The sequence below is a fragment of the Spirillospora sp. NPDC127506 genome (assembly GCF_040302145.1).
GTDB lineage: Bacteria > Actinomycetota > Actinomycetes > Streptosporangiales > Streptosporangiaceae > Spirillospora.
The window spans coordinates 189,106-207,373 of the sequence record NZ_JBEORG010000002.1; the positions used below are offsets into that span (position 1 = coordinate 189,106).

Consider the following 18,268-nt stretch of genomic DNA (forward strand, 5'->3'; position numbering starts at 1 on the left):
GTCCGGGCGCCCCGGGACGCGCGGCGCCGCGCCCGGACGTGCCGGCGTCGCCGCGGCGGCCGGGGCTCAGCGGTGCGGGGGGACGCGGATGAAGCGGGCGGTCCGGGTGTCGCCGGAGCGTTCGCCGGCGACGAGGACCTTGTCGTCCTTGGCGAGGTCCTTCAGGTCGGCCTTCTCGCCGCCCTTGCGGACGCGCGTGTCGGCGTTGACCGTCCACGTCCAGGACACGCCGTCGGCGCTGCGGACGGTGACCCCGGTGGCCGACGCGGACGTGACCTGGCCGTGCTGCCAGGCGGCGACGTGGAAGTCGTCCTTGCGCTGGAGGGTCGCCTCGCCGTGGACGCCGCGGAAGGCGTGCAGGGCGCGCCCCTGCCGGAACGGGCGGCCCATCCGGGGGTGGCCGGGGTGGCCGGGCTTCGCGGTGGGGGAGGCGGTCGGCGACGGGGCGGGGTCGGCGGCGAACGCGGGGACGGCGAGGTACAGGCCGGCGCCGAGGAGGCCGGCCGCGCCCAGGCCGGCCGCGATGGTCTTGCGGTTGGTTCGCATGGTGGACATGCAACCGCATGCGTCTGGCAGAAGCCCGTCCCCGTTCCTGAGAGAACCCTGAGAGTCGCCTCCGGGCCGGCTGCGGGCTCCCGTCCGGGCGGACCGGGACGGGCGGCTCAGCGGAGGGCGGCGAGGAGGGTCTTGATCAGGTGGAGTGCCTGGTCGCGGGCCTGCGCCTGGTCTTCCGCGTCCGCCACCGAGAGCGCCAGTTCGGTGAGCGCGCCGTAGAAGGCGGCCGTGGTGAGGCCGATCGGGTGCGGGCCCGACTCGCCGAGCAGCGCCGTCAGGCCGTCCGTGAGGATGGTGCCGAGGTAGCGCTGGTCGAGTTCGCGCCAGCGCTGCCAGCCGAGCGCGATGGGCCCCTGCAGCAGGACGATCTCCCGGTACTCGGGGTCGGAGCAGATCTCCAGGAACGTGCGGATCCCGGTGGCCGCCTTCGCCTCCGGCGAGCGGTCGGCGGCCATCGCGGCGGTGATGCGCTCGGCCGCCTGCGCCTCGAGCTCCTCGAACACGGCCTCGAACAGGCCCTGCTTGCCGGCGAAGTGGTGGTAGAGGGCGCCGCGGGTGAGCCCGGCGTCGCGGACGAGCTCCTCGGCGGACACGTCGTGGAACCCGCGCTCGGCGAAGAACCGGCGGCCGGTGTCGAGGAGCGCGGCGCGCGTGCTCTCGACATACCGCTCCCGCCGGGTCTTGACGTGCTCCATGCGGCATGTATAACACATACAAGGTGTATGTCAGATGCGTCGTGCATGGGAGGGACATGGCGGACATCGCGATCGTGGGAGCCGGCGCCGCCGGGCTGGTCGCCGCGCGGGACCTCGTCCGGGACGGGCACGACGTCGTCGTCCTGGAGGCCCGCGACCGGGTCGGCGGGCGGCTGCTGAACGGCGAGCTGCCCGGCGGGGAACCGATCGAGGTCGGCGGCCAGTGGGTCGGGCCCGGCCAGGACAGGGTCCTCGCGCTGATCGAGGAGCTCGGCCTCACCACCTACCCGACCTACGACGAGGGGCGGCACATCGCCGAGCTGGGCCGGACGCGCGGCGAGTACACCGGCCGCATCCCCCGGCTGTCCCCGCTCACGCTCGCCGACATCGCGCAGGCGCAGCTGCGCGTCGCGCGCCTGGTGCGCGGGATCCCGGCGGACGAGCCGTGGACGGCGCGCCGCGCCGCCAGGCTCGACCAGCAGACCTTCGAGACGTGGATCCGCCGGAACATGCGCACGAGCGGGGGCCGCGCGTTCATGCGCCTGATCACGCAGGCGGTCTTCTCGGCCGAGGCCGGCGACATGTCGGCGCTGTGGGCGGGCTTCTACATGGCGTCCGCCGGCGGGCTCGACCCGCTGATCGACACGACCGGCGGCGCCCAGCAGGACCGCGTCTCCGGCGGCTCGCAGCGCATCGCGCTCGCGCTGGCGGCCGAACTGGGCGACCGGATCGCGCTGAACTCCCCGGTCACCGACATCGAGTGGACGGACGACTCCGTCCGGCTGCGCACCGCCGGCCGCGAGGTCCGGGCGCGCCGCGCGATCATCGCGGTGCCGCCGCCCCTCGCCGCCCGCATCCGGTTCAGCCCCGGTCTGCCGGGCGACCGCGACCAGCTCGTCCAGCGCATGCCGATGGGGCGCGTGATCAAGGTGAACGTGGCGTACGACGAGCCGTTCTGGCGCGCGGACGGGTTCAGCGGCCAGGTGACCAGCGACCGCCGCCCGTTCGGCGTCACCTTCGACAACACGCCGCAGAGCGGCGGACCGGGCGTCATCGTCGGCTTCCTGGAGGGGCGCCACGCGGACATCGCCGGCCGCCTGTCCCCCGAGGACCGCCGCGCCCGGGTGCTGGCCGACCTGACCGCCTACTTCGGCCCGCGGGCCAAGAACCCGATCGCCTACATCGAGCGCGACTGGGCGGAGGAGGAGTACTCCCGCGGCTGCTACGGCGCCTTCGCGACGCCCGGCACCCTGACGCGCTACGGCCCGTCCCTGCGCCGCCCCGTCGGCCCGCTCCACTGGGCGGGCACCGAGACCGCGACCCGGTGGGCCGGCTACATCGACGGGGCCGTCGAGTCCGGCCACCGCGCGGCCCGCGAAACCAGCCTGAAACCCTGACCCGGTACCGGCTCGGCAGCGCCGGCCGACCCGCGGGAGCGCTCGGCTCCGTCGTCAGGCGGGGTCGGCGAGGGTTTCCAGGACCTGTTCGCCGTACTTGGCGAGTTTGTTCTCGCCTACGCCGTTCACGCGGGACAGTTCGGCCAGGGTCGCGGGGAGGGCGGTGGCTATCTCGCGCAGGGTGGCGTCGTGGAAGATGACGTAGGCGGGGACGCCCTGCTCCTTGGCGGTCGCGGCGCGCCAGGCGCGGAGGCGCTCGAAGACGGCCATCGCCTCGGCGGGCAGGTCGACCGGCGCCTTCGCCGCCTTCGCGGTCTTGGCCGCCTTCGTGGCGGTGCGTTCGGGTTCGCGGCGCATCATCACCTTGCGCTGGCCGCGCAGCACGTCGGCGCTCGCGTCGGTCTGGAGCAGGGTGCCGTGGTTGCTCTCCACGGCGACGAGGCCCTGCGCGAGGAGCTGCCGGATGACGGCGCGCCACTCCGCCTCGCGCAGCTCGGTGCCGACGCCGAAGGACTTCAGGGTGTCGTGGTCGAACTGGATGACCTTCGCGCTGCGCTTGCCGAGCAGGATGTCGATGATGTGCCCGGCGCCGAACTTCTGGCGCCGTTCCCGGTCGAGCCGGACGATCACCGACAGGACCTTCTGCGCGGGGACGGTCGCGTCCCACGTCTCGGGCGGGTTCAGGCACGTGTCGCAGTTGCCGCACGGCTCGCTCGGCTCGCCGAAGTAGTCGAGGAGCCGGACGCGGCGGCACTCGACCGTCTCGCAGAGGGCGAGCATGGAGTCGAGGTGCATGCTCTGGCGGCGGCGGTGCGCGGCGTCGCCCTCGCCGGCGTCGATCATCTTGCGGAGGTTGACGACGTCCTGCAGGCCGTAGGCGAGCCAGGCGGTGGACGGGAGGCCGTCGCGGCCGGCGCGCCCCGTCTCCTGGTAGTAGCCCTCGACTGACTTGGGCAGGTCGAGGTGGGCGACGAAGCGGACGTCGGGCTTGTCGATGCCCATGCCGAACGCGATGGTCGCGACGATGACCAGCCCGTCCTCGCGGAGGAAGCGCGCCTGGTTCGCCGCGCGGGTCTCGGCGTCCAGCCCCGCGTGGTAGGGGAGCGCCTCGATGCCGTTCTCGGTGAGGAACGCGGCGTGCTTCTCCACGGAGTTGCGGGACAGGCAGTAGACGATGCCCGCGTCGCCCTTGTGCTCGGTCTGGAGGAGGCGCAGGAGCTGGCGTTTGGCGTCGGTCTTCGGCTCGATCCTGTACTGGATGTTGGGGCGGTCGAAGCTCGCGACGAAATGGCGGGCGTCCTCCAGCCGGAGGCGCGACGCGATCTCGTTGCGGGTCGCCTCGGTCGCGGTCGCGGTGAGGGCGATGCGCGGGACGTCCGGCCAGCGCTCGTGCAGGCCGGACAGCGTCAGGTAGTCGGGGCGGAAGTCGTGCCCCCACTGCGACACGCAATGCGCCTCGTCGATCGCGAAGAGGGAGACGTCGCCGCGGTCGAGCAGCTCGACGGTCGCGGCCAGGCGCAGCCGTTCGGGCGCGAGGTAGAGGAGGTCGAGCTCGCCCGCGACGAACTGGGCCTCGACGACGCGGCGTTCGTCGAAGTCCTGCGTGGAGTTGAGGAAGCCCGCCCGGACGCCGAGCGCGCGCAGGGCGTCCACCTGGTCCTGCATGAGGGCGATGAGCGGCGAGACGACGATGCCGGTGCCCTTCCGGACCAGCGCCGGGATCTGGTAGCACAGCGACTTCCCGCCACCGGTCGGCATCAGGACGAGCGCGTCCCCGCCGGCGACCACGTGCTCGATGATCTCCCGCTGGCCGTCCCGGAACGAGTCGTAGCCGAACACGCGCTGGAGCGCGTCGAGCGTCTCGGGGGAAGTCATCGGCCCATACTATGAACCGCCTCCGTCACCCGTCCCCGGAACCTTCACCTGTGGACGGCCTCCACCAGGTCCGGGGTGACCTCGTCCAGGCCGGACGCGACGTGGGCGGCGAGCTCCAGCGCGTCGGGCGCCGGCGGATGCGCCGGACGCGGGATCGCGATCACCGTCATCCCGGCCGCGTGCGCCGAGCGGAGCCCGTTGCTGGAGTCCTCGACGGCGACGCACGCGCCGGGCGGGACCTCCATCTGCGCGGCGACCGCGAGGTACCCGTCCGGTGCCGGTTTGCCGAGGTCGACCTCTTCGGTGGACACGGTCGTCCGGAACAGGCTCTCCACCCCCATCTCCCCGAGCACCAGGTCGATGAGGGCGCGCGGGGACGAGCTGGCGAGGCCCAGCGGGCGGTAGGCGGCCATCCGGCGGACGGCCTCCACCGCGCCCGGCAGCAGCGGCAGCCCGTTCGCGTACCGCTGCGACATCCGGTCGATGACCTCGTAGGCGACGTCCTCCGCCGTGACGCCGTCGACGAGGTCGGTGGCGAGGTAGGCGGCCCACTCCTCGGTGCTCATCCCCATCAGCCGGTCCTGGGTGTCGGGCAGCCAGCGCCCGCCGTGCTCGGCGACGTAGGCGCGGCGCACCTCCTCCCACACCGGCTCCGAGTCGATCAGCACCCCGTCCAGGTCGAAGACGATGGCCTGCACGGACATGGGCCCCTCCAGTGATCTCTGCGCGATTGCCGGTCCACTACCCGGGGTCGCGGGGCCGGAACCGTGCGCGTCCGGCCGGGCAGATGTACCGGATTTATGCCGCGAATGCGACATGATCCCGTTTCAGTCTGGCATCGTGGTGACCCTCCGTTCCCCCTCCGGAGTCACTGCAGAGGAGATCTGCCCATGGTGTTCCTCGGTTTTCTCCTGGTCGCCGCCGCAGTCGCCGCCGGCGCGGGCGTCGTCCTCGACAACACCGACAGCGCCCACCTAGTCGTCTTCGGCCAGAGCGTGCCGGGCCTGAACAGCGAGTGGCAGGTGTTCCTGGCCGGCGCGGCCGTGGCCGTCGTCCTCGTCTTCGGCCTGATGCTCACCTTCACGGGGGCCGCCCGCCGCATCCGCAACCGCCGCGACCTGCGCGACCTGCGCGAGGAGCACCAGGAGTCGCTGACCACGCTGGAGATGGAGAAGCGCCGCCTGGAGCGGGAGCTCGCCCGCGTCCGGCAGGGCTCCGGCCGGCGCGGTGCGCAGCCGCGGCCTGAGCCCGCCTCGTCCGGCGTCCAGGGCGTCCGCGTCGCGGGCGGCCGGCCGCGGACGCCCGCCGCCTCCCCCTTCTTCGAGCGGAACGAGTAGTAGTACGCGGTGATGACGGCGGCGTCCGCCCGAATCGTCACGTGGAGGGATGCCGCGCGCACCGTGCTTCCGCCATGATCGTGGTGTGCGGATTCTTCTCAAAGTGGGCATCACCGCGGCCGCCCTCTGGGTCGCCACGGTCCTGCTCGACGGCATCTCCCTCGGCGACCAGACGACCGGCCGGCGCGTAGCCACGCTGATCGCGGTCGCGGTCATCTTCGGCCTGATCAACGCCGTCCTGAAGCCGATCATCAAGACCCTCGGCTGCGCGTTCTACGTCCTCACGCTGGGGCTGATCGGCCTCGTCGTGAACGCGCTGCTGCTCCTGCTGACGAGCGAGGTCGCGCAGCGCCTCGACCTGCCGTTCCACGTCGACGGCTTCTGGCCCGCCTTCTGGGGCGCGATCGTCGTCGGCGTCGTCGGCTGGCTCCTGCACCTCTTCCTCCCCGGCGACGACGATGACGACTAGGGACTAGCCGGGTGGGAGCCCCATCGTGGACGGAACGCCGGCGCGCTTCGTCATAGGCGACGGCTACGCCCTCTACGAGGGCCCCGCGGCAGAAGGCGGCGTGCACCGGCACGCCGCCTTCCAGGTCGCCATCGGCATGGGCGGCGATGTCGCCATGGACGACGCGTCCGGGACCCGCCACAGCGGCCCGGCGCTGCTCGTGCCGCCGATGGCCGGTCACCGGCTGCACGCGGCACCGGCGCTGCGCACCTTCTTCATCGAACCGCACTGCGCGTTCGCCGACCGGCTGCGCCCCCTCTGCGGCGCCGGCGTCGCCCCGGCCCCCGGTCTGCGCGGCCTCCGGGAGGACGACGTCCGCGCCGCCGGCGGCCGCCCGTCCGGCGAACTGGACGCACGGCTGCTGAACGCCATGCGCGCGCTGATGGACGAACCCGCCCCGATGCCCGTCCTCGCCGCGAAGGCCGGCCTCTCGCCGCAGCGGCTGCGCGCCCTGGCCCGGGAGCAGCTGGGCATGCCCCTCGCGCGCTGGCGCGTCTGGCGCCGCCTCGCCCGCTCCGCCGAGGCCCTGCGCGACGGGCGGACGCTGAGCGAGGCCGCGCTCGCGGGCGGCTTCGCCGACCAGGCGCACTTCACCCGGGAGATGCGGCGGATGATGGGGCTCACCCCGGCGGAGGCCGTCCGGGCCCTGCGGGCGTCAGGCGCGGCGCGCGGTGTAGATGGAGATCGAGCCGTTCACCGTTGACACGCTCCCGGTCTCGCGGACCCGGCGGAAGCCCACCCCGGCGATGAGCCCCGGCAGCGCCCCGTCGGCGTTGAAGCGGGTGTTCTCCCGCCCGTCCGCGAGCTGCACCAGGCGGAACGCCAGCCGCATCGCCGGGGTGCGCTGCCGCCCGAAATCGGCGATCACCAGCCGGCCGCCGGGCCGCAGCGCTTCGAGCATCGCGACCAGGATCGCCCGCTTCATCGGCACCGGGCACTGGTGGAGGACGAGGCTGGACACGACGGTGTCGACGGTCCCCGGGGCCACGACGTCCGCCAGCGCGTCCCCGGTGGCCGTGCGCCACTCGACCGCGGCGGCGCCCGCCTTGCGCCGCGCGATCGCGAGCATCTCCGGGTCGGGGTCGACGCCGATCACGCGCGCGTCCGGCTCGACGCGGTGCAGCAGCAGGGCCAGCGAACCGGTGCCGCAGCCGACGTCCACGACCACGTCGCCGGGCCTGACCGCCGCGTGCATGGCGAGCATGCTCCGCCACAGCCGCTCCCGCGTCAGCGCGATCACCGGATCGTAGAGGCGGGGCAGGCCGAAACGGCCCAGCGCGGGAGTGAAGGTCTGCTCGGTCATGGACGGAGTGTCGCCCGCCGCGCCGCCGCCGGTCTTGAACGGAACGCTCGCGCTAGCCGTCCGCGGCGACGGCGGCCCGCTCGAACGGGCCGCGCTCCAGCCGGTCGGACGGCCCGCCCGCGTACTCGCGGTACTCCGGCGGACGGGACCCGGGCGCGCCGATCAGCACCCAGCGGTGCGTCCGGACGGCGCCGATGAGGAACTCCGCGTCCGTCAGCGCCCCCGCGTCCGCGACGATCAGCACGTCGAACTCCTGGCCGGAGCCGGTGAGGGCGGCGCCGAGCGGCGTCCCGACGACGATGTCCGCGGTGCGGAGCAGGACATCGCCCTCCACCGCCCGTCCGCCCTCCATGTAGCCGGTGAGCTGCTCGATCCGGGCGATCGCGCGCCGCTGGTGGGACGGGACGGCCTCCGGGTCCTCGGTGGGGTCGGCGCCGCAGATCTCGGCGACGTTCTCCCGCGTCCGCGCCTCGGTCCGCGCGGCCGTCTCCACGTCGCCCTCCAGGACCGCCATCTCCTCGGCGGCCTCCGCCGTGCGCCGCTCCAGCACGTCCGCCAGCTCGGCGGCCTTCGCCGCCGCGGCCTCCGCGTCCGCCCGGGCGCGTTCGGCCGCCGCCAGCAGCTTCTCGCGGGACGTGCGGGCGGCGGTCACCCGGTCCTCGATCTCCTGGGCCGCCTGCTGCGCGGCCCGCGCCCTGACGCCGGCCTCCCTGGCCCGCTCGACGGCCTCCGCCGCCCGCCGCGCGTGCTCCTGATGCTCCGCCCCGGCCTTCTCCCGCTCCGTCGCCAGCCAGGTCAGCTCGGTGCCGAGCCGCTCCTGCGCCTCCCGCGCCCGCTGCAGCCGCGCCCCGCCCTCGGACACGAACGACGCGAGCCCCCGGCGCACCCGCTCCGCGTGCTCGGCCGCGTCCTTGGCCTCCCGCGCGCGCCTCGCCGCCTCGTCCGCCTCCCGCGCCCGGGCCTTGACCTCGGCGCGCAGGCCGCGCAGCTCCGCCGGCGGCGACGCGACGTGCAGCCGCTGCGCCAGCGTCATCTTCCGGCGCGCCGCCGCCAGAGCCGACTCCGCCGACACCAGCCGGTAGTAGGCGGCGTGCCCCTCGGCCGCGGCGTCCGCGTCGGCCGCCGTCAGCCGGTGCGCCTCCTCCGCCGCGGCGGGCAGCGCCTCCTTCGCCCGTGCCAGCTCGTCGGTGAGGGACGCCTCCGCCTCCCGCGCACCCTGCAGCTCCGCCTGCGCCGTCTTCGCCCGCTCGTCCAGCTGCACGCACCGCGCGTAGGACGCGTCGGCCGTGCGGGTCATGGCGGTCGCCTCGTCCGCCGCCCGGTCGGCCTCCTCCTTCAGGCGGTCCGCCTCCGCGCGCGGCTCCACCAGCTCGGCCTCGGCCTCCTCCTGGACGGCGGCGAGCCGCTCCGCCTCCGCCTCGGCCTCGGCGGCGACCCGCTCCCCCTCCGCGGCCGCGTTCCGAGCCTCCTCGATGCCGCGGCGCAGCGCCGCCTTCTCGGCCTCCAGCTCCTCACCGCGCCGCAGATGCTCAGCCCGGACGGCATGCAGCGCCGCCGCGTCCCGGGGCCACTGCTCCAGCCACATCAACCCGCGCCGCAGCAGCCGGACCTCCGTGTCCCAAGCCCGCCGCCACGCCTCCCCGACCGGCCGCAGCGCCGCCGACCGCACCCGGGTCTCCGGCGCCGACACCCCCGGCGCGCCGCCGGCCCCGCCCTCGGCCGCCTCCGCTCCAGACTCCGGAACCGCCTCGACCCGCGTCACACCAGATGCGCTCTCATCGCCTTCAGCCTCGGGCGTCGGAGCCGCGAGGGCCTCGCCGTGCCCCCCAGAAGACGTGTTGCCGTCCTCTTCTCCCCCGGTCTCCGGCGGCAGCGCGGGGATCGGCTCAACCCGCGTGACGGCAGACGCACTCTCGTCTGTCTCGCTCAGCGCGTGGGGCTGCTCACCTGCCTCGGGAGCGGTTGCCCCTTCGCCTCCGTCCGGCGCCTCGGGGGGAAGCGCGGGGATCGGTTGCACCTGCGTGGCGGCGGATGCGCTCTCGTCTGTTCCCGTTTCGGTCGGCTGTTGGGGGTGCTGCTCGCCTGGGCTTGCGCTGGACGCGTCGTCGTCTCCGCCCGCCTCGGGAGGCAGCGCGGGGATGGGTTCGACGCGGGTGACGGCGGACGCGCTTTCGTCGTCTTCCTGGTCCGGGGGTAGTGCGGGGAGGGGTTCGAGTCTCGTCTCGGCGGACGGGCTCCCGGCTTCTTCCGGAGCGGTCAGGGGCTTGAACTCGATCGTTCCCTGGGAACCCGGCTCTCGTAGCGGCGGTGGTGCTGTCGTCTCCGTCGTGGGCGGGGGCTCTTCGACGGGGGGCAGAGCCTGTGTCTCCACCGAGCGGGACTCCGCCGTCTGCGGGCGTGTCTCGATCAGCAGGGAGAAGATCTCGGGGTCGTCCTCGATGCCGCGCAGCAGTTCGGCGGCCTGCTCGGGGGTGGGGGCGATGAGGAGGGCGCGCTCGTCCGACGCCGCGAATTCCTTGATCACCTTTCGGGCGGCGTCGGCCTCGCCGCCCTCTGCCACGTGGATCAGGCGCAAGGCGTCCGTTTCGTCCAGTGAGCCGGGGGCCACCAGGAAGCGGGCGAGTACCTCCCAGTCGCCCGCGACCTGCTGGTTCCGCAGGGCCCGCAGGGCCGCGATGTGCGGGGCCCAGCCGACCGGTGAGAACTCCTGGGGCGCCTCTCTGAGGCGCGCGTCGATCTGCTCGTAGAACTCGGTCAGCGGCCCGTAGATGCTCTCGACCAGCTCGGGGCCGCCCCAGTCGACTTCGTCCGTTCCCAGAGCGGGGGTGGATCCCTCGCCTTCGATGGGCATGGTCTCCAACCCTGCCCGGACGTCGACCTCGTCCTGGACGTCTTCGGGTTCCGCAGTGACGCCCGTGCCCTCAGGTTCGTTGGTCTCTGCCGGCTGCTTCACGACGTCATCCCGTCCCAGATCGACCGTCCGAGGCCGTATTTCCCCATCTGCCGGGGACTAACGTCTCACAGACCGGGGATCAGCGGTGGCCCGCGAGGGCTGCGTGATGATCTTCACCGTCGCGGGACTCGGGGTCGGGGTGGACGAGGGCGCCGGAGAGGCGCGGCAGGGCGTGCATGAGGCTGTGCTCGGCGTCCACGGCCACCTGGTGCGCTCGGACGAGGGTGCAGCCGGGGTCCACGACGACGTCGCACTCTGCGCGCAGGCTGTGGCCTATCCAGCGGAGGCGGACGTCGCCCACCGCGAGCACGCCAGGGGTGGAGGCCAGGGCGGTTTCGGCGCGGTCGACCAGGGCCGGGTCCACGGCGTCCATGAGGCGGCGCCAGACTTCGCGGGCCGTCTGCCAGAGGACGACCGATATCGCGGCAGTGATGAGCAGGCCCACCAGGGGGTCGGCCCAAGGAGCGCCCAAGGCGATGCCGCCCGCGCCCAGTAGGACCGCCAGGGACGCGAAGCCGTCCGTTCGTGCGTGGAGGCCGTCGGCGACCAGGGCCGCCGAGCCGATGCGGCGGCCCACGCGGATCCGGTAGCGGGCCACGAGTTCGTTGCCCAGGAAGCCGATCAGGGCGGCGCCGGCCACGGCGGGCAGGTGGTCCACAGGCTGTGGATGGGCGAGGCGGTCCACGGCCGCGTAGCCGGCGACGACGCAGGACGCGGCTATGGCCACGACGATGACGACTCCCGCCAGGTCTTCCGCGCGGCCGTAGCCGTACGTGTAGCGGCGGGTGGGGGGACGCCTGCCGAGGACGAAGGCGATCCCCAGCGGGACGGCTGTCAGCGCGTCCGCGGCGTTGTGCAGGGTGTCGCCCAGGAGCGCGACCGAGCCGGTGAACGCGAACACCGCCGCCTGGAGGACGGTGGTCGCGCCCAGCCCGGCCAGCGAGATCCACAGCGCGCGCATGCCCTGGGCGCTGGCCTCCAGGGCCGAGTCCACCTTGTCGGCCGCCTCGTGGGAGTGCGGCCGCAGGACGTGCCGGAGACGCCCGTGCCCGTGCCCGTGTCCGTGTCCGTGCCCGTGTCCGTGCCCGTGCCCGTGTCCGCTCATGGGTCCACGATGGACCACGAATCCCGTTGCAGCATCTCGACAACTGCGCTGTTGTCGCAGGTACGCGCGCTGCGTCAGTGCGGGTTCGTCGCCAGAAGCTCCGCGAGGAGGTCGTCCAGGGTGACGATGCCCGCGAACTCGCCGCGCTCGTCGTTCACCACGGCGAGCTGGGCGCGGTCCCGGCGCATGCGGCTCACCGCGTCCAGGACGGTCGTCTCCGCCGTCAGGACGGGCGCCGGATGCGCCAGCTCGTCCGCGCGCCGGTCCCCGTCGGGCTCGGTGATCGCGGCCCGGACGTGCACGATCCCGGTCATCGCGCCGTCCCCGGACCGGACGAGCAGCCGGTTGTGGCCGCTGGCCGTGGCGGTCCGGCGGATCTGCGCGGCGGTCGCGTCGGCGCCGATCGTGGTGACCGACGTGGCGGGCACGACGAGGCGCCCGACGGTCGCCTCACGCGCGGAGATGGCGCGGCGGAGCAGCTCGTGGTCGCGCCGCCCGATGAGGCCGAGGCGGCGCGACTCGCCGACCAGGTGGCTGAGCCGGGCGGGGTCGGTGTGGCTGTCCAGCTCGTCCCTCGGCGTGACGCGGAAGAGCCGCAGCAGCGCGTTCGTCGCCGCGTTCAGCGCCGACAGGATCGGCCGGGACACCTTCGCGAAAGCGCGGAACGGCAGCGCCAGGATCAGCGCCGACCGCTCCGGGTGGGAGATCGCCCACGACTTCGGCGCCATCTCCCCGACGACCATGTGCAGGAACGTGACGACGGCGAGCGCGGTGCCGAGCGCGATGGCCTTCACGCCCGCCTCGGGGACGCCGAGCGCGTGCAGCGGCGGCTCCAGGAAGTGCTCGAACGCGGGCTCGGTGACGATCGCGAGGCCCAGCGAGCACATCGTGATGCCGAACTGCGCCCCGGCGAGCATCAGCGACAGCTCGCGGACGCCGGCCACGGCGGCCACGGCCGGGCGGCTGCCCTTGGCCGCGGCCCGCTCCAGCTGCGGCCGGTTGGCCGCGACCAGCGCGAACTCGGCCGCGACGAAGAAGCCGTTCCCGATCAGGAGGAGGACGGTGATCAGCAGCGACGGCAGCAGGTTCACGGCACCTCCACCGCGGAGGACGGGGACGGCGGCGCCGGCGGGCGCGGCGCAGGCACGGTCGCGGTCCTGATCCGGATCTTCTCGGCGACGCGGCGCGCCACGCTCACGACCTCCAGCTCCACGGAGCCGGTGTCGAGGCCGACGGTGATGCGGTCGCCGGCGGACGGCAGCCGACGCAGCTCCGCCATCACGAGCCCGCCGAGCGTGTCGTAGGCGTCGCCCTCCGGCAGGTCGAGCCCGGTGAGGCGGCCGACCTCGTCGATGCGCATGCCGGCGTCGACGACCCAGGACCCGTCCGGCCCGGACGTCGGGGCCTCCGCCAGGCCGTCGGTCTCGTCGGTGATCTCCCCGACGAGCTCCTCGGCGACGTCCTCGAAGGTGAGGATGCCGGCGAGGCCGCCGTACTCGTCCACCACGCAGGCGAACTCCTGCCTGGACTCGCGCATGTGCTCGATCACCCCGTACAGCGGCTGGCTGCCCGGGACGAGCAGCGCGGGCCGGGCGATCTCGCCGACCGGGGTGGCGGGGTCGAGGGTGTCGTCGGCGACCTCGCGGACGCCCGCGACGCCGACCACGTCGTCGACCTCCGTCCCGTAGACGGGGTAGGCGCTGTGCCCGGTCTCGCGGATCAGCGCGATCAGGTCGGCGGCGGTCGCGGTCGCCGGCAGCGTCCGGACCTGCGGGCGCGGCACCATGACCTCGTCCGCGGTCAGCTCGCCGAACGACAGCGCGCGCTCCAGCAGGCGGGACAGGTCGGCGGGCAGGTGCCCGGCGCTGTGCGACTTGCCGATGATGTCGCCGAGCTCCTCCAGCGTCGCCCCGCTGTGCAGCTCCTCGACGGGCTCGACGCCCACGGCGCGCAGCAGCCGCTCGGCGGACCGGTCGAACAGCCGGATCACCGGCCCGGCGACCGCCAGGTACACGAGGGTGGACGCGGCCAGAGCGCGCGCGAGCGACTCGGCGCGCGCCAGCGCGAGGTTCTTGGGGAACAGCTCCCCCAGAAGCATCTGGATGAGCGTGGCCAGCACGAAGCCCGTCGCCAGCGCGATCGCCCCCGTGGCGCCCGCGGGGACGCCGGCGACTTCGAGCAGGGGCCGGATCAGCTCGGCGAGGGCGGGCTTGGCGATGAAGCCGACGACCAGGGTCGTCATCGTGATGCCGAGCTGGGCGCCCGACAGCATGAACGAGACCCTGCTGATGACCTTGACGGCGCGGCGGGCGGCGGTGTCGCCGCGCGCGGCGGCCTGCTCCAGGGTCGCGCGGTCGGCGGCGACGTAGGCGAACTCCTGGGCGACGAAGTATCCGGTGGCGGCGGTGAGGAGGATCACCGCGAGTACGCCCAGTGCCGCGCTCAGCACGGGGCACCGGGTCTATGACTGGGGTCCGACACCGCGGACTCACCACTCCTCTCGTGAACGAACTACCTGTCGTAACGTCGCTTGGAACAACGACGTTCCCGGGGGAGAGGGTACGGGTCGGTACTCACACCGGTACTCACATCGCCGCGCGCGGCGCACCGCCCGCGGCGGCGGGAGGGGCCGGAGGCGCGCGGCCCTGGGCGAAAGCACCTTGTCTCGGTTAGTGTCACGGATCACACTTGTATGAGAGCGTACGTCCCATAGTGGACCGGTCCGTGCTCCCAGACCGGCCCACCATCGGGACATGCGCGGGGGGACCGGAGAAGCGATCGCGGGGCAGACGTTGGACCAGAGCGGGGCCGGGGCCGCCGCGCCCATGAGCCGTGAAGGCGTCGACCATGCCCTGCGCAAGCTCCGGGAGGAGCGCGAGCGCATCTCCGCCTCGCTCGTCGAACTCGAGGGCCAACCGGGTATACGGCTGCTGAAGGGCGCCCGGCTCACCGGGGAGACGTGGCGGCGGTGGGAGGACGCGCGGTCCCGGCTGGGCACGCTGTGGCAGATCTTCGACGCCTACCAGCGGGTGCTGGAGGCGGCGTGCGAGCTGCGCGGCCGGTCCCCGCGCCCGGACCCGGCGACGCTGGCGGAGCTGTCGGGGCTGCTGTCGGGGTGCTCGGTGGAACTGCCCGACGGGGAGATCCCGCTGGAGCACCGCACGCTGCTCGGCCCGCAGGAGCGGCGGATCACGCTGGACGAGGCGGTGGCGATGATGTCCGACGCCTTCGAGTTCGTCGCCCGCGAGGTCGCCGCCGCCGACTCCGCCTGGACGGCGCTGCTGCTGCCGCTGGAGGAGGCCGAGGAGAGCTGGCGCGAGGCGACCCGGCTGGCGCACACGCTGGACGGCACCCGCCACCCGGAACTCGACCGGGTCGGCCGGGAGCTGACCGCGCTCGGCCGGCTCGTCCGCACCGACCCGCTGTCGTTCATGCAGAACGGGCATCCGGACACCGGGCGGCTCGACCGCGTCCGCGCCGCGCTGCGGACCGTCGGGGACGAGCTCGCCGGCGTCGCCCGGATGCGGGACGAGTACCCCGGCCTCGTCGCCCGCGTCACCGCGGTGATCGAGGAGACCGAGCAGACCGAGCGGCGGGCGCGCGAGACGTACGAGACCGTCCTCGCCAAGATCCATTCGCCGAACCTGCCGGCGCCGTCCGAGGGGCTCGGCACCGCCCTGCGCGACCGGCTCGCCGCGCTCGAGCGGCTCCGCGAGGCGGGCCGCTGGGTGGAGATGGCGGGCCGCTTCGCCGAGCTGGAGCGCGCCGCCGAGGAGGCGTTGGAACGGGCGCGCGGGGAGCTGCGTCTCAGTGCCGGCCTGCTGGACCGGCGGGGCGAGCTGCGCGGGCGGCTGGAGGCGTACCGGGCGAAGGCCGCGCGCCTCGGCCTGATCGAGGACGAGCGGCTCACCGCGCTGTACGGCGAGGCCCGCGAGGTGCTGTGGACGGCCCCCTGCGACCTGCGCCGGGCCACCGCGATCCTGGCGGAGCTCCAGCGGGTGATCAGGGCGAGCGAGAGCGAGACGGGGACGCGGCGATGAACCGATGCACCCAGCCCGGATGCGCGGGCCACATCGACGCGGACGGCTTCTGCGACGTCTGCGGCATGGCGCCCGCCCCGGCGCCCGTGCCCGCCGACCCGTCGGCCGGCGCGGCCCCGCCGTCCAGCGCCGTCGAGCAGCCCCCGTACCCCGAAGGGCGGGTGTCGCCCGTGCGGGCGCCCGTCCTGCCGGTGCGCGAACACGTCGGCGACCGGGGAGCGCGGGCCGGGTACTCGCGGGCGGCGCCGGCGCGCATCCCCGCCCCGGCCCCGCCCACCAGGCAGACGCCCTTCGCGCCCCCGACGACCAGGGAGCCGGCGCCGAGCGGGCGCGACGCGCCCGGCGGGACGTCCGGCGGTTCGGCGGGCAGCGGGCGCGGGACGGTCGGGTCCGGCCGGACGGCGTCGCGCGGCGGCACCCGGGGCACCGGCTCCAGCGGCTCGACCAGGCGCGGGATGCTCGGCGCCGGGCTCGTCGAGGTGCCGCCCGTCCCGGCCCGCGACCCCGCCTCGGCGATCATGGAGAACCCGGAGGTGCCGGAGAACCGGCGCTTCTGCAGCCGCTGCGACGAGAAGGTCGGGCGCAGCCGCAACGGCAGACCGGGCCGCACCGAGGGGTTCTGCCGCAGCTGCGGGCACCCGTTCTCGTTCACGCCGAAGCTGCGTCCGGGCGAGCTGGTCGGCGGGCAGTACGAGGTGCTCGGCTGCCTCGCGCACGGCGGGCTCGGCTGGGTGTACCTGGCGCGCGACCACAACGTGAGCGAGCGGTGGGTCGTGCTGAAGGGGCTGCTCGACACCGGGGACGCCGACTCCCTCGCGGCCGCGACCGCCGAGCGGGCGTTCCTCGCCGAGGTCGAGCACCCCAACATCGTCAAGATCTACAACTTCGTCCGGCACGGCGACTCCGGCTACATCGTGATGGAGTACGTCGGCGGGCGCTCCCTGAAGGACATCCTGCTCAGCGTCCGCGCCGAGCAGGGCGACCACGCGTCCCTGCCGCTCGGCCAGGTCATCGCGTACGGGCTGGAGGTGCTGAGCGCCCTCGGCTACCTGCACGGCGTCGGGCTGCTGTACTGCGACTTCAAGCCGGACAACGCGATCCAGTCCGAGGAGCAGCTCAAGCTGATCGACCTCGGCGGGGTGCGGCGCGCCTTCGACGCGGACAGCCCGATCTTCGGGACGCCCGGCTACCAGGCCCCCGAGATCGGCTCGCAGGGCCCGTCCGTCACGTCCGACCTGTACACCGTGGGCCGGGCGCTCGCCGTGCTCAGCTTCCCGTTCCGCGGCTACACCGGGCGGCACCTGCGCAGCCTGCCGCCCCGCGACGAGGTCCCGCTGTTCCAGCGGCACGAGTCGTACTACCGGCTGCTGCGCCGCGCCACGCACCCCGACCCGTCCCGCCGCTTCCAGAGCGCCGCCGAGATGGCCGAGCAGCTCACCGGCGTGCTGCGCGAGGTCCTGTCCGCCGAGGACGGGCAGCCGCGCCCCGCGCCGTCGCCGCTGTTCGGGCCGGAGCAGCACACCGCCGGCGCCGAGATCGTCTCCGCGTTCGACGGCGCAGCGCTCGACGGCGCCGCCATCCTGGCGCCGCTGGAGCCGCCCGCCGCGGCGGCGGCGCTGCCCGTCCCGCTGGTGTCGGCGTTCGACCCGGCCGCCGCGTTCCTCGCCGGGCTGACCGCCCGCGACCCCGGCGACCTGGCCGCCGCGCTCGGCTCCGCCCCGGTCGCGTCGCGCGAGGTGCGGCTGGCGCTGCTGCGCGTCCGCATCCTGCTGGGCGACCTCGGCGGCGCCGCGCGGCTCCTGGAGGAGATCGCCGCCGAGGCCCCGGACGACTGGCGCGTCGACTGGTACCGGGGCGTCCGCGCCCTCGCCGGCGGGCGCGCCAAGGAGGCCGTCGCCGTCTTCAACGACCTGTACGACCTCGCCCCGGGGGAGCAGGCGCCCAAGCTGGCGCTCGCCTTCTGCTACGAGACCCTCGACGACATGGGCAACGCCAGCCACTTCTACGAGACGGTCTGGCGCACCGACCCCACCCACGTCAGCGCCGCGTTCGGGCTGGCCCGCTCCTGCCTCGCCGCCGGCGACCGGGCCGCCGCCGAACGCGTCCTCGACTCGGTGCCCCGCGTGTCCAGCCACTACCTCGCCGCGCAGCTCGCCGCCGTCGCGACCGCCGTCCGCGGCCGCAGCCCCGGCGAGCTGGACGCCGCCGCGCTCATCGGGGCGGGCCGCCGCCTCGCGTCGCTGCGCCTCGACACCGAGCGCGCCGCCGCGTTCACCGCGGAGGTCCTGGAGGCCGCGCTCGGCTGGCTGCGCGCCGAACGCACCCCGGTCCCGGCCGGGTTCCGGCAGCAGATCCTCGGCACCGACCTGGACGAGCCCGCGCTGCGCGCCAGGCTGGAGGAGACCTACCGCGTGCTCGCCAAGCTCGCCGACGACGCCGGGCACCGGCACGCGATGGTGAAGCGCGCCAACGCCGTCCGCCCGAGGACGCTCTTCTGACC

15 protein-coding genes are annotated in these 18,268 nt (G+C 74.4%); 6 read left to right on the forward strand and 9 right to left on the reverse strand.

Annotated features, from left to right (window positions below):
• Positions 1 to 66: 66 nt before the first annotated feature.
• On the reverse strand, positions 67 to 546 hold the full coding sequence (locus ABTW95_RS03520; protein WP_500224212.1) for a hypothetical protein: 480 nt from the start codon (positions 544 to 546) through the stop codon (positions 67 to 69).
• A gap of 116 nt (positions 547 to 662) precedes the next feature.
• Positions 663 to 1,250: a TetR/AcrR family transcriptional regulator gene (locus ABTW95_RS03525; protein ID WP_500224213.1), complete on the reverse strand. Its 588-nt coding sequence runs from the start codon at positions 1,248 to 1,250 to the stop codon at positions 663 to 665.
• A 56-nt stretch (positions 1,251 to 1,306) separates the two neighbouring features.
• Here ABTW95_RS03525 and ABTW95_RS03530 point away from each other — a divergent pair, with 56 nt between their 5' ends.
• On the forward strand, positions 1,307 to 2,647 hold the full coding sequence (locus ABTW95_RS03530) for a flavin monoamine oxidase family protein (RefSeq protein ID WP_500224216.1): 1,341 nt from the start codon (positions 1,307 to 1,309) through the stop codon (positions 2,645 to 2,647).
• 54 nt (positions 2,648 to 2,701) lie between these two features.
• Here the strand turns inward: ABTW95_RS03530 and recQ are convergent, their stop codons facing one another.
• Both recQ and ABTW95_RS03540 read right to left on the reverse strand, forming a co-directional pair.
• Positions 2,702 to 4,522 (reverse strand): DNA helicase RecQ, encoded by a 1,821-nt coding sequence (gene recQ, locus ABTW95_RS03535; RefSeq protein ID WP_500224219.1) that lies wholly within the window; start codon positions 4,520 to 4,522, stop codon positions 2,702 to 2,704.
• Positions 4,523 to 4,566: 44 nt separating this feature from the next.
• Complete coding sequence (locus ABTW95_RS03540) at positions 4,567 to 5,226, reverse strand: HAD family hydrolase (RefSeq protein WP_500224221.1); 660 nt, start codon at positions 5,224 to 5,226, stop codon at positions 4,567 to 4,569.
• A gap of 186 nt (positions 5,227 to 5,412) precedes the next feature.
• Here ABTW95_RS03540 and ABTW95_RS03545 point away from each other — a divergent pair, with 186 nt between their 5' ends.
• The 3 genes from ABTW95_RS03545 (at position 5,413) to ABTW95_RS03555 (ending at position 7,070) form a co-directional block, all read left to right on the forward strand.
• Complete coding sequence (locus tag ABTW95_RS03545) at positions 5,413 to 5,859, forward strand: hypothetical protein (RefSeq protein WP_396448160.1); 447 nt, start codon at positions 5,413 to 5,415, stop codon at positions 5,857 to 5,859.
• A gap of 85 nt (positions 5,860 to 5,944) precedes the next feature.
• Complete coding sequence (locus tag ABTW95_RS03550; RefSeq protein WP_396448161.1) at positions 5,945 to 6,328, forward strand: phage holin family protein; 384 nt, start codon at positions 5,945 to 5,947, stop codon at positions 6,326 to 6,328.
• A 25-nt stretch (positions 6,329 to 6,353) separates the two neighbouring features.
• Positions 6,354 to 7,070 (forward strand): helix-turn-helix domain-containing protein, encoded by a 717-nt coding sequence (locus ABTW95_RS03555; RefSeq protein WP_500224224.1) that lies wholly within the window; start codon positions 6,354 to 6,356, stop codon positions 7,068 to 7,070.
• On the opposite strand, the gene ABTW95_RS03560 is transcribed toward ABTW95_RS03555, so the two are convergent.
• The 5 genes from ABTW95_RS03560 to ABTW95_RS03580 all read right to left on the reverse strand — a co-directional run bounded on the left by ABTW95_RS03560 (position 7,023) and on the right by ABTW95_RS03580 (position 14,177).
• Positions 7,023 to 7,670 (reverse strand): class I SAM-dependent methyltransferase, encoded by a 648-nt coding sequence (locus ABTW95_RS03560; protein ID WP_500224227.1) that lies wholly within the window; start codon positions 7,668 to 7,670, stop codon positions 7,023 to 7,025. The two genes, ABTW95_RS03555 and ABTW95_RS03560, sit on opposite strands and share 48 nt — an antisense overlap.
• Before the next feature lie 52 nt (positions 7,671 to 7,722).
• Complete coding sequence (locus ABTW95_RS03565) at positions 7,723 to 10,623, reverse strand: coiled-coil domain-containing protein (RefSeq protein WP_500224230.1); 2,901 nt, start codon at positions 10,621 to 10,623, stop codon at positions 7,723 to 7,725.
• Positions 10,624 to 10,702: 79 nt separating this feature from the next.
• Positions 10,703 to 11,728, reverse strand: coding sequence for a cation diffusion facilitator family transporter (locus ABTW95_RS03570; protein WP_500224232.1), 1,026 nt, complete (start codon positions 11,726 to 11,728; stop codon positions 10,703 to 10,705).
• A 74-nt stretch (positions 11,729 to 11,802) separates the two neighbouring features.
• On the reverse strand, positions 11,803 to 12,819 hold the full coding sequence (locus tag ABTW95_RS03575) for a hemolysin family protein (protein ID WP_396448166.1): 1,017 nt from the start codon (positions 12,817 to 12,819) through the stop codon (positions 11,803 to 11,805).
• Positions 12,816 to 14,177, reverse strand: coding sequence for a hemolysin family protein (locus ABTW95_RS03580; protein ID WP_396448167.1), 1,362 nt, complete (start codon positions 14,175 to 14,177; stop codon positions 12,816 to 12,818). Before ABTW95_RS03580 ends, ABTW95_RS03575 begins: the two co-directional genes overlap by 4 nt.
• Positions 14,178 to 14,481: 304 nt before the next feature.
• Between ABTW95_RS03580 and ABTW95_RS03585 the strand changes: the two genes are divergently transcribed.
• Together ABTW95_RS03585 and ABTW95_RS03590 are read left to right on the forward strand one after the other, a co-directional pair.
• Positions 14,482 to 15,768, forward strand: coding sequence for a hypothetical protein (locus ABTW95_RS03585; protein WP_500224237.1), 1,287 nt, complete (start codon positions 14,482 to 14,484; stop codon positions 15,766 to 15,768).
• The gene (locus ABTW95_RS03590) at positions 15,765 to 18,266 is read left to right on the forward strand and encodes a serine/threonine-protein kinase (protein ID WP_500224239.1); all 2,502 of its coding nucleotides are present in this window, start codon (positions 15,765 to 15,767) and stop codon (positions 18,264 to 18,266) included. Before ABTW95_RS03585 ends, ABTW95_RS03590 begins: the two co-directional genes overlap by 4 nt.
• Positions 18,267 to 18,268: the final 2 nt, after the last annotated feature.

What these genes read in the sequence shown, in the direction of transcription:
- ABTW95_RS03520 (WP_500224212.1), bottom strand. Translation starts at nt 546, where the DNA reads ATGCGAACCAACCGCAAGACCATCGCGGCCGGCCTGGGCGCGGCCGGC.
- ABTW95_RS03525 (WP_500224213.1), bottom strand. Translation starts at nt 1,250, where the DNA reads ATGGAGCACGTCAAGACCCGGCGGGAGCGGTATGTCGAGAGCACGCGC.
- ABTW95_RS03530 (WP_500224216.1), top strand. Translation starts at nt 1,307, where the DNA reads ATGGCGGACATCGCGATCGTGGGAGCCGGCGCCGCCGGGCTGGTCGCC.
- recQ (WP_500224219.1), bottom strand. Translation starts at nt 4,522, where the DNA reads ATGACTTCCCCCGAGACGCTCGACGCGCTCCAGCGCGTGTTCGGCTAC.
- ABTW95_RS03540 (WP_500224221.1), bottom strand. Translation starts at nt 5,226, where the DNA reads ATGTCCGTGCAGGCCATCGTCTTCGACCTGGACGGGGTGCTGATCGAC.
- ABTW95_RS03545 (WP_396448160.1), top strand. Translation starts at nt 5,413, where the DNA reads ATGGTGTTCCTCGGTTTTCTCCTGGTCGCCGCCGCAGTCGCCGCCGGC.
- ABTW95_RS03560 (WP_500224227.1), bottom strand. Translation starts at nt 7,670, where the DNA reads ATGACCGAGCAGACCTTCACTCCCGCGCTGGGCCGTTTCGGCCTGCCC.
- ABTW95_RS03570 (WP_500224232.1), bottom strand. Translation starts at nt 11,728, where the DNA reads ATGAGCGGACACGGGCACGGGCACGGACACGGGCACGGACACGGACAC.
- ABTW95_RS03585 (WP_500224237.1), top strand. Translation starts at nt 14,482, where the DNA reads ATGCGCGGGGGGACCGGAGAAGCGATCGCGGGGCAGACGTTGGACCAG.
- ABTW95_RS03590 (WP_500224239.1), top strand. Translation starts at nt 15,765, where the DNA reads ATGAACCGATGCACCCAGCCCGGATGCGCGGGCCACATCGACGCGGAC.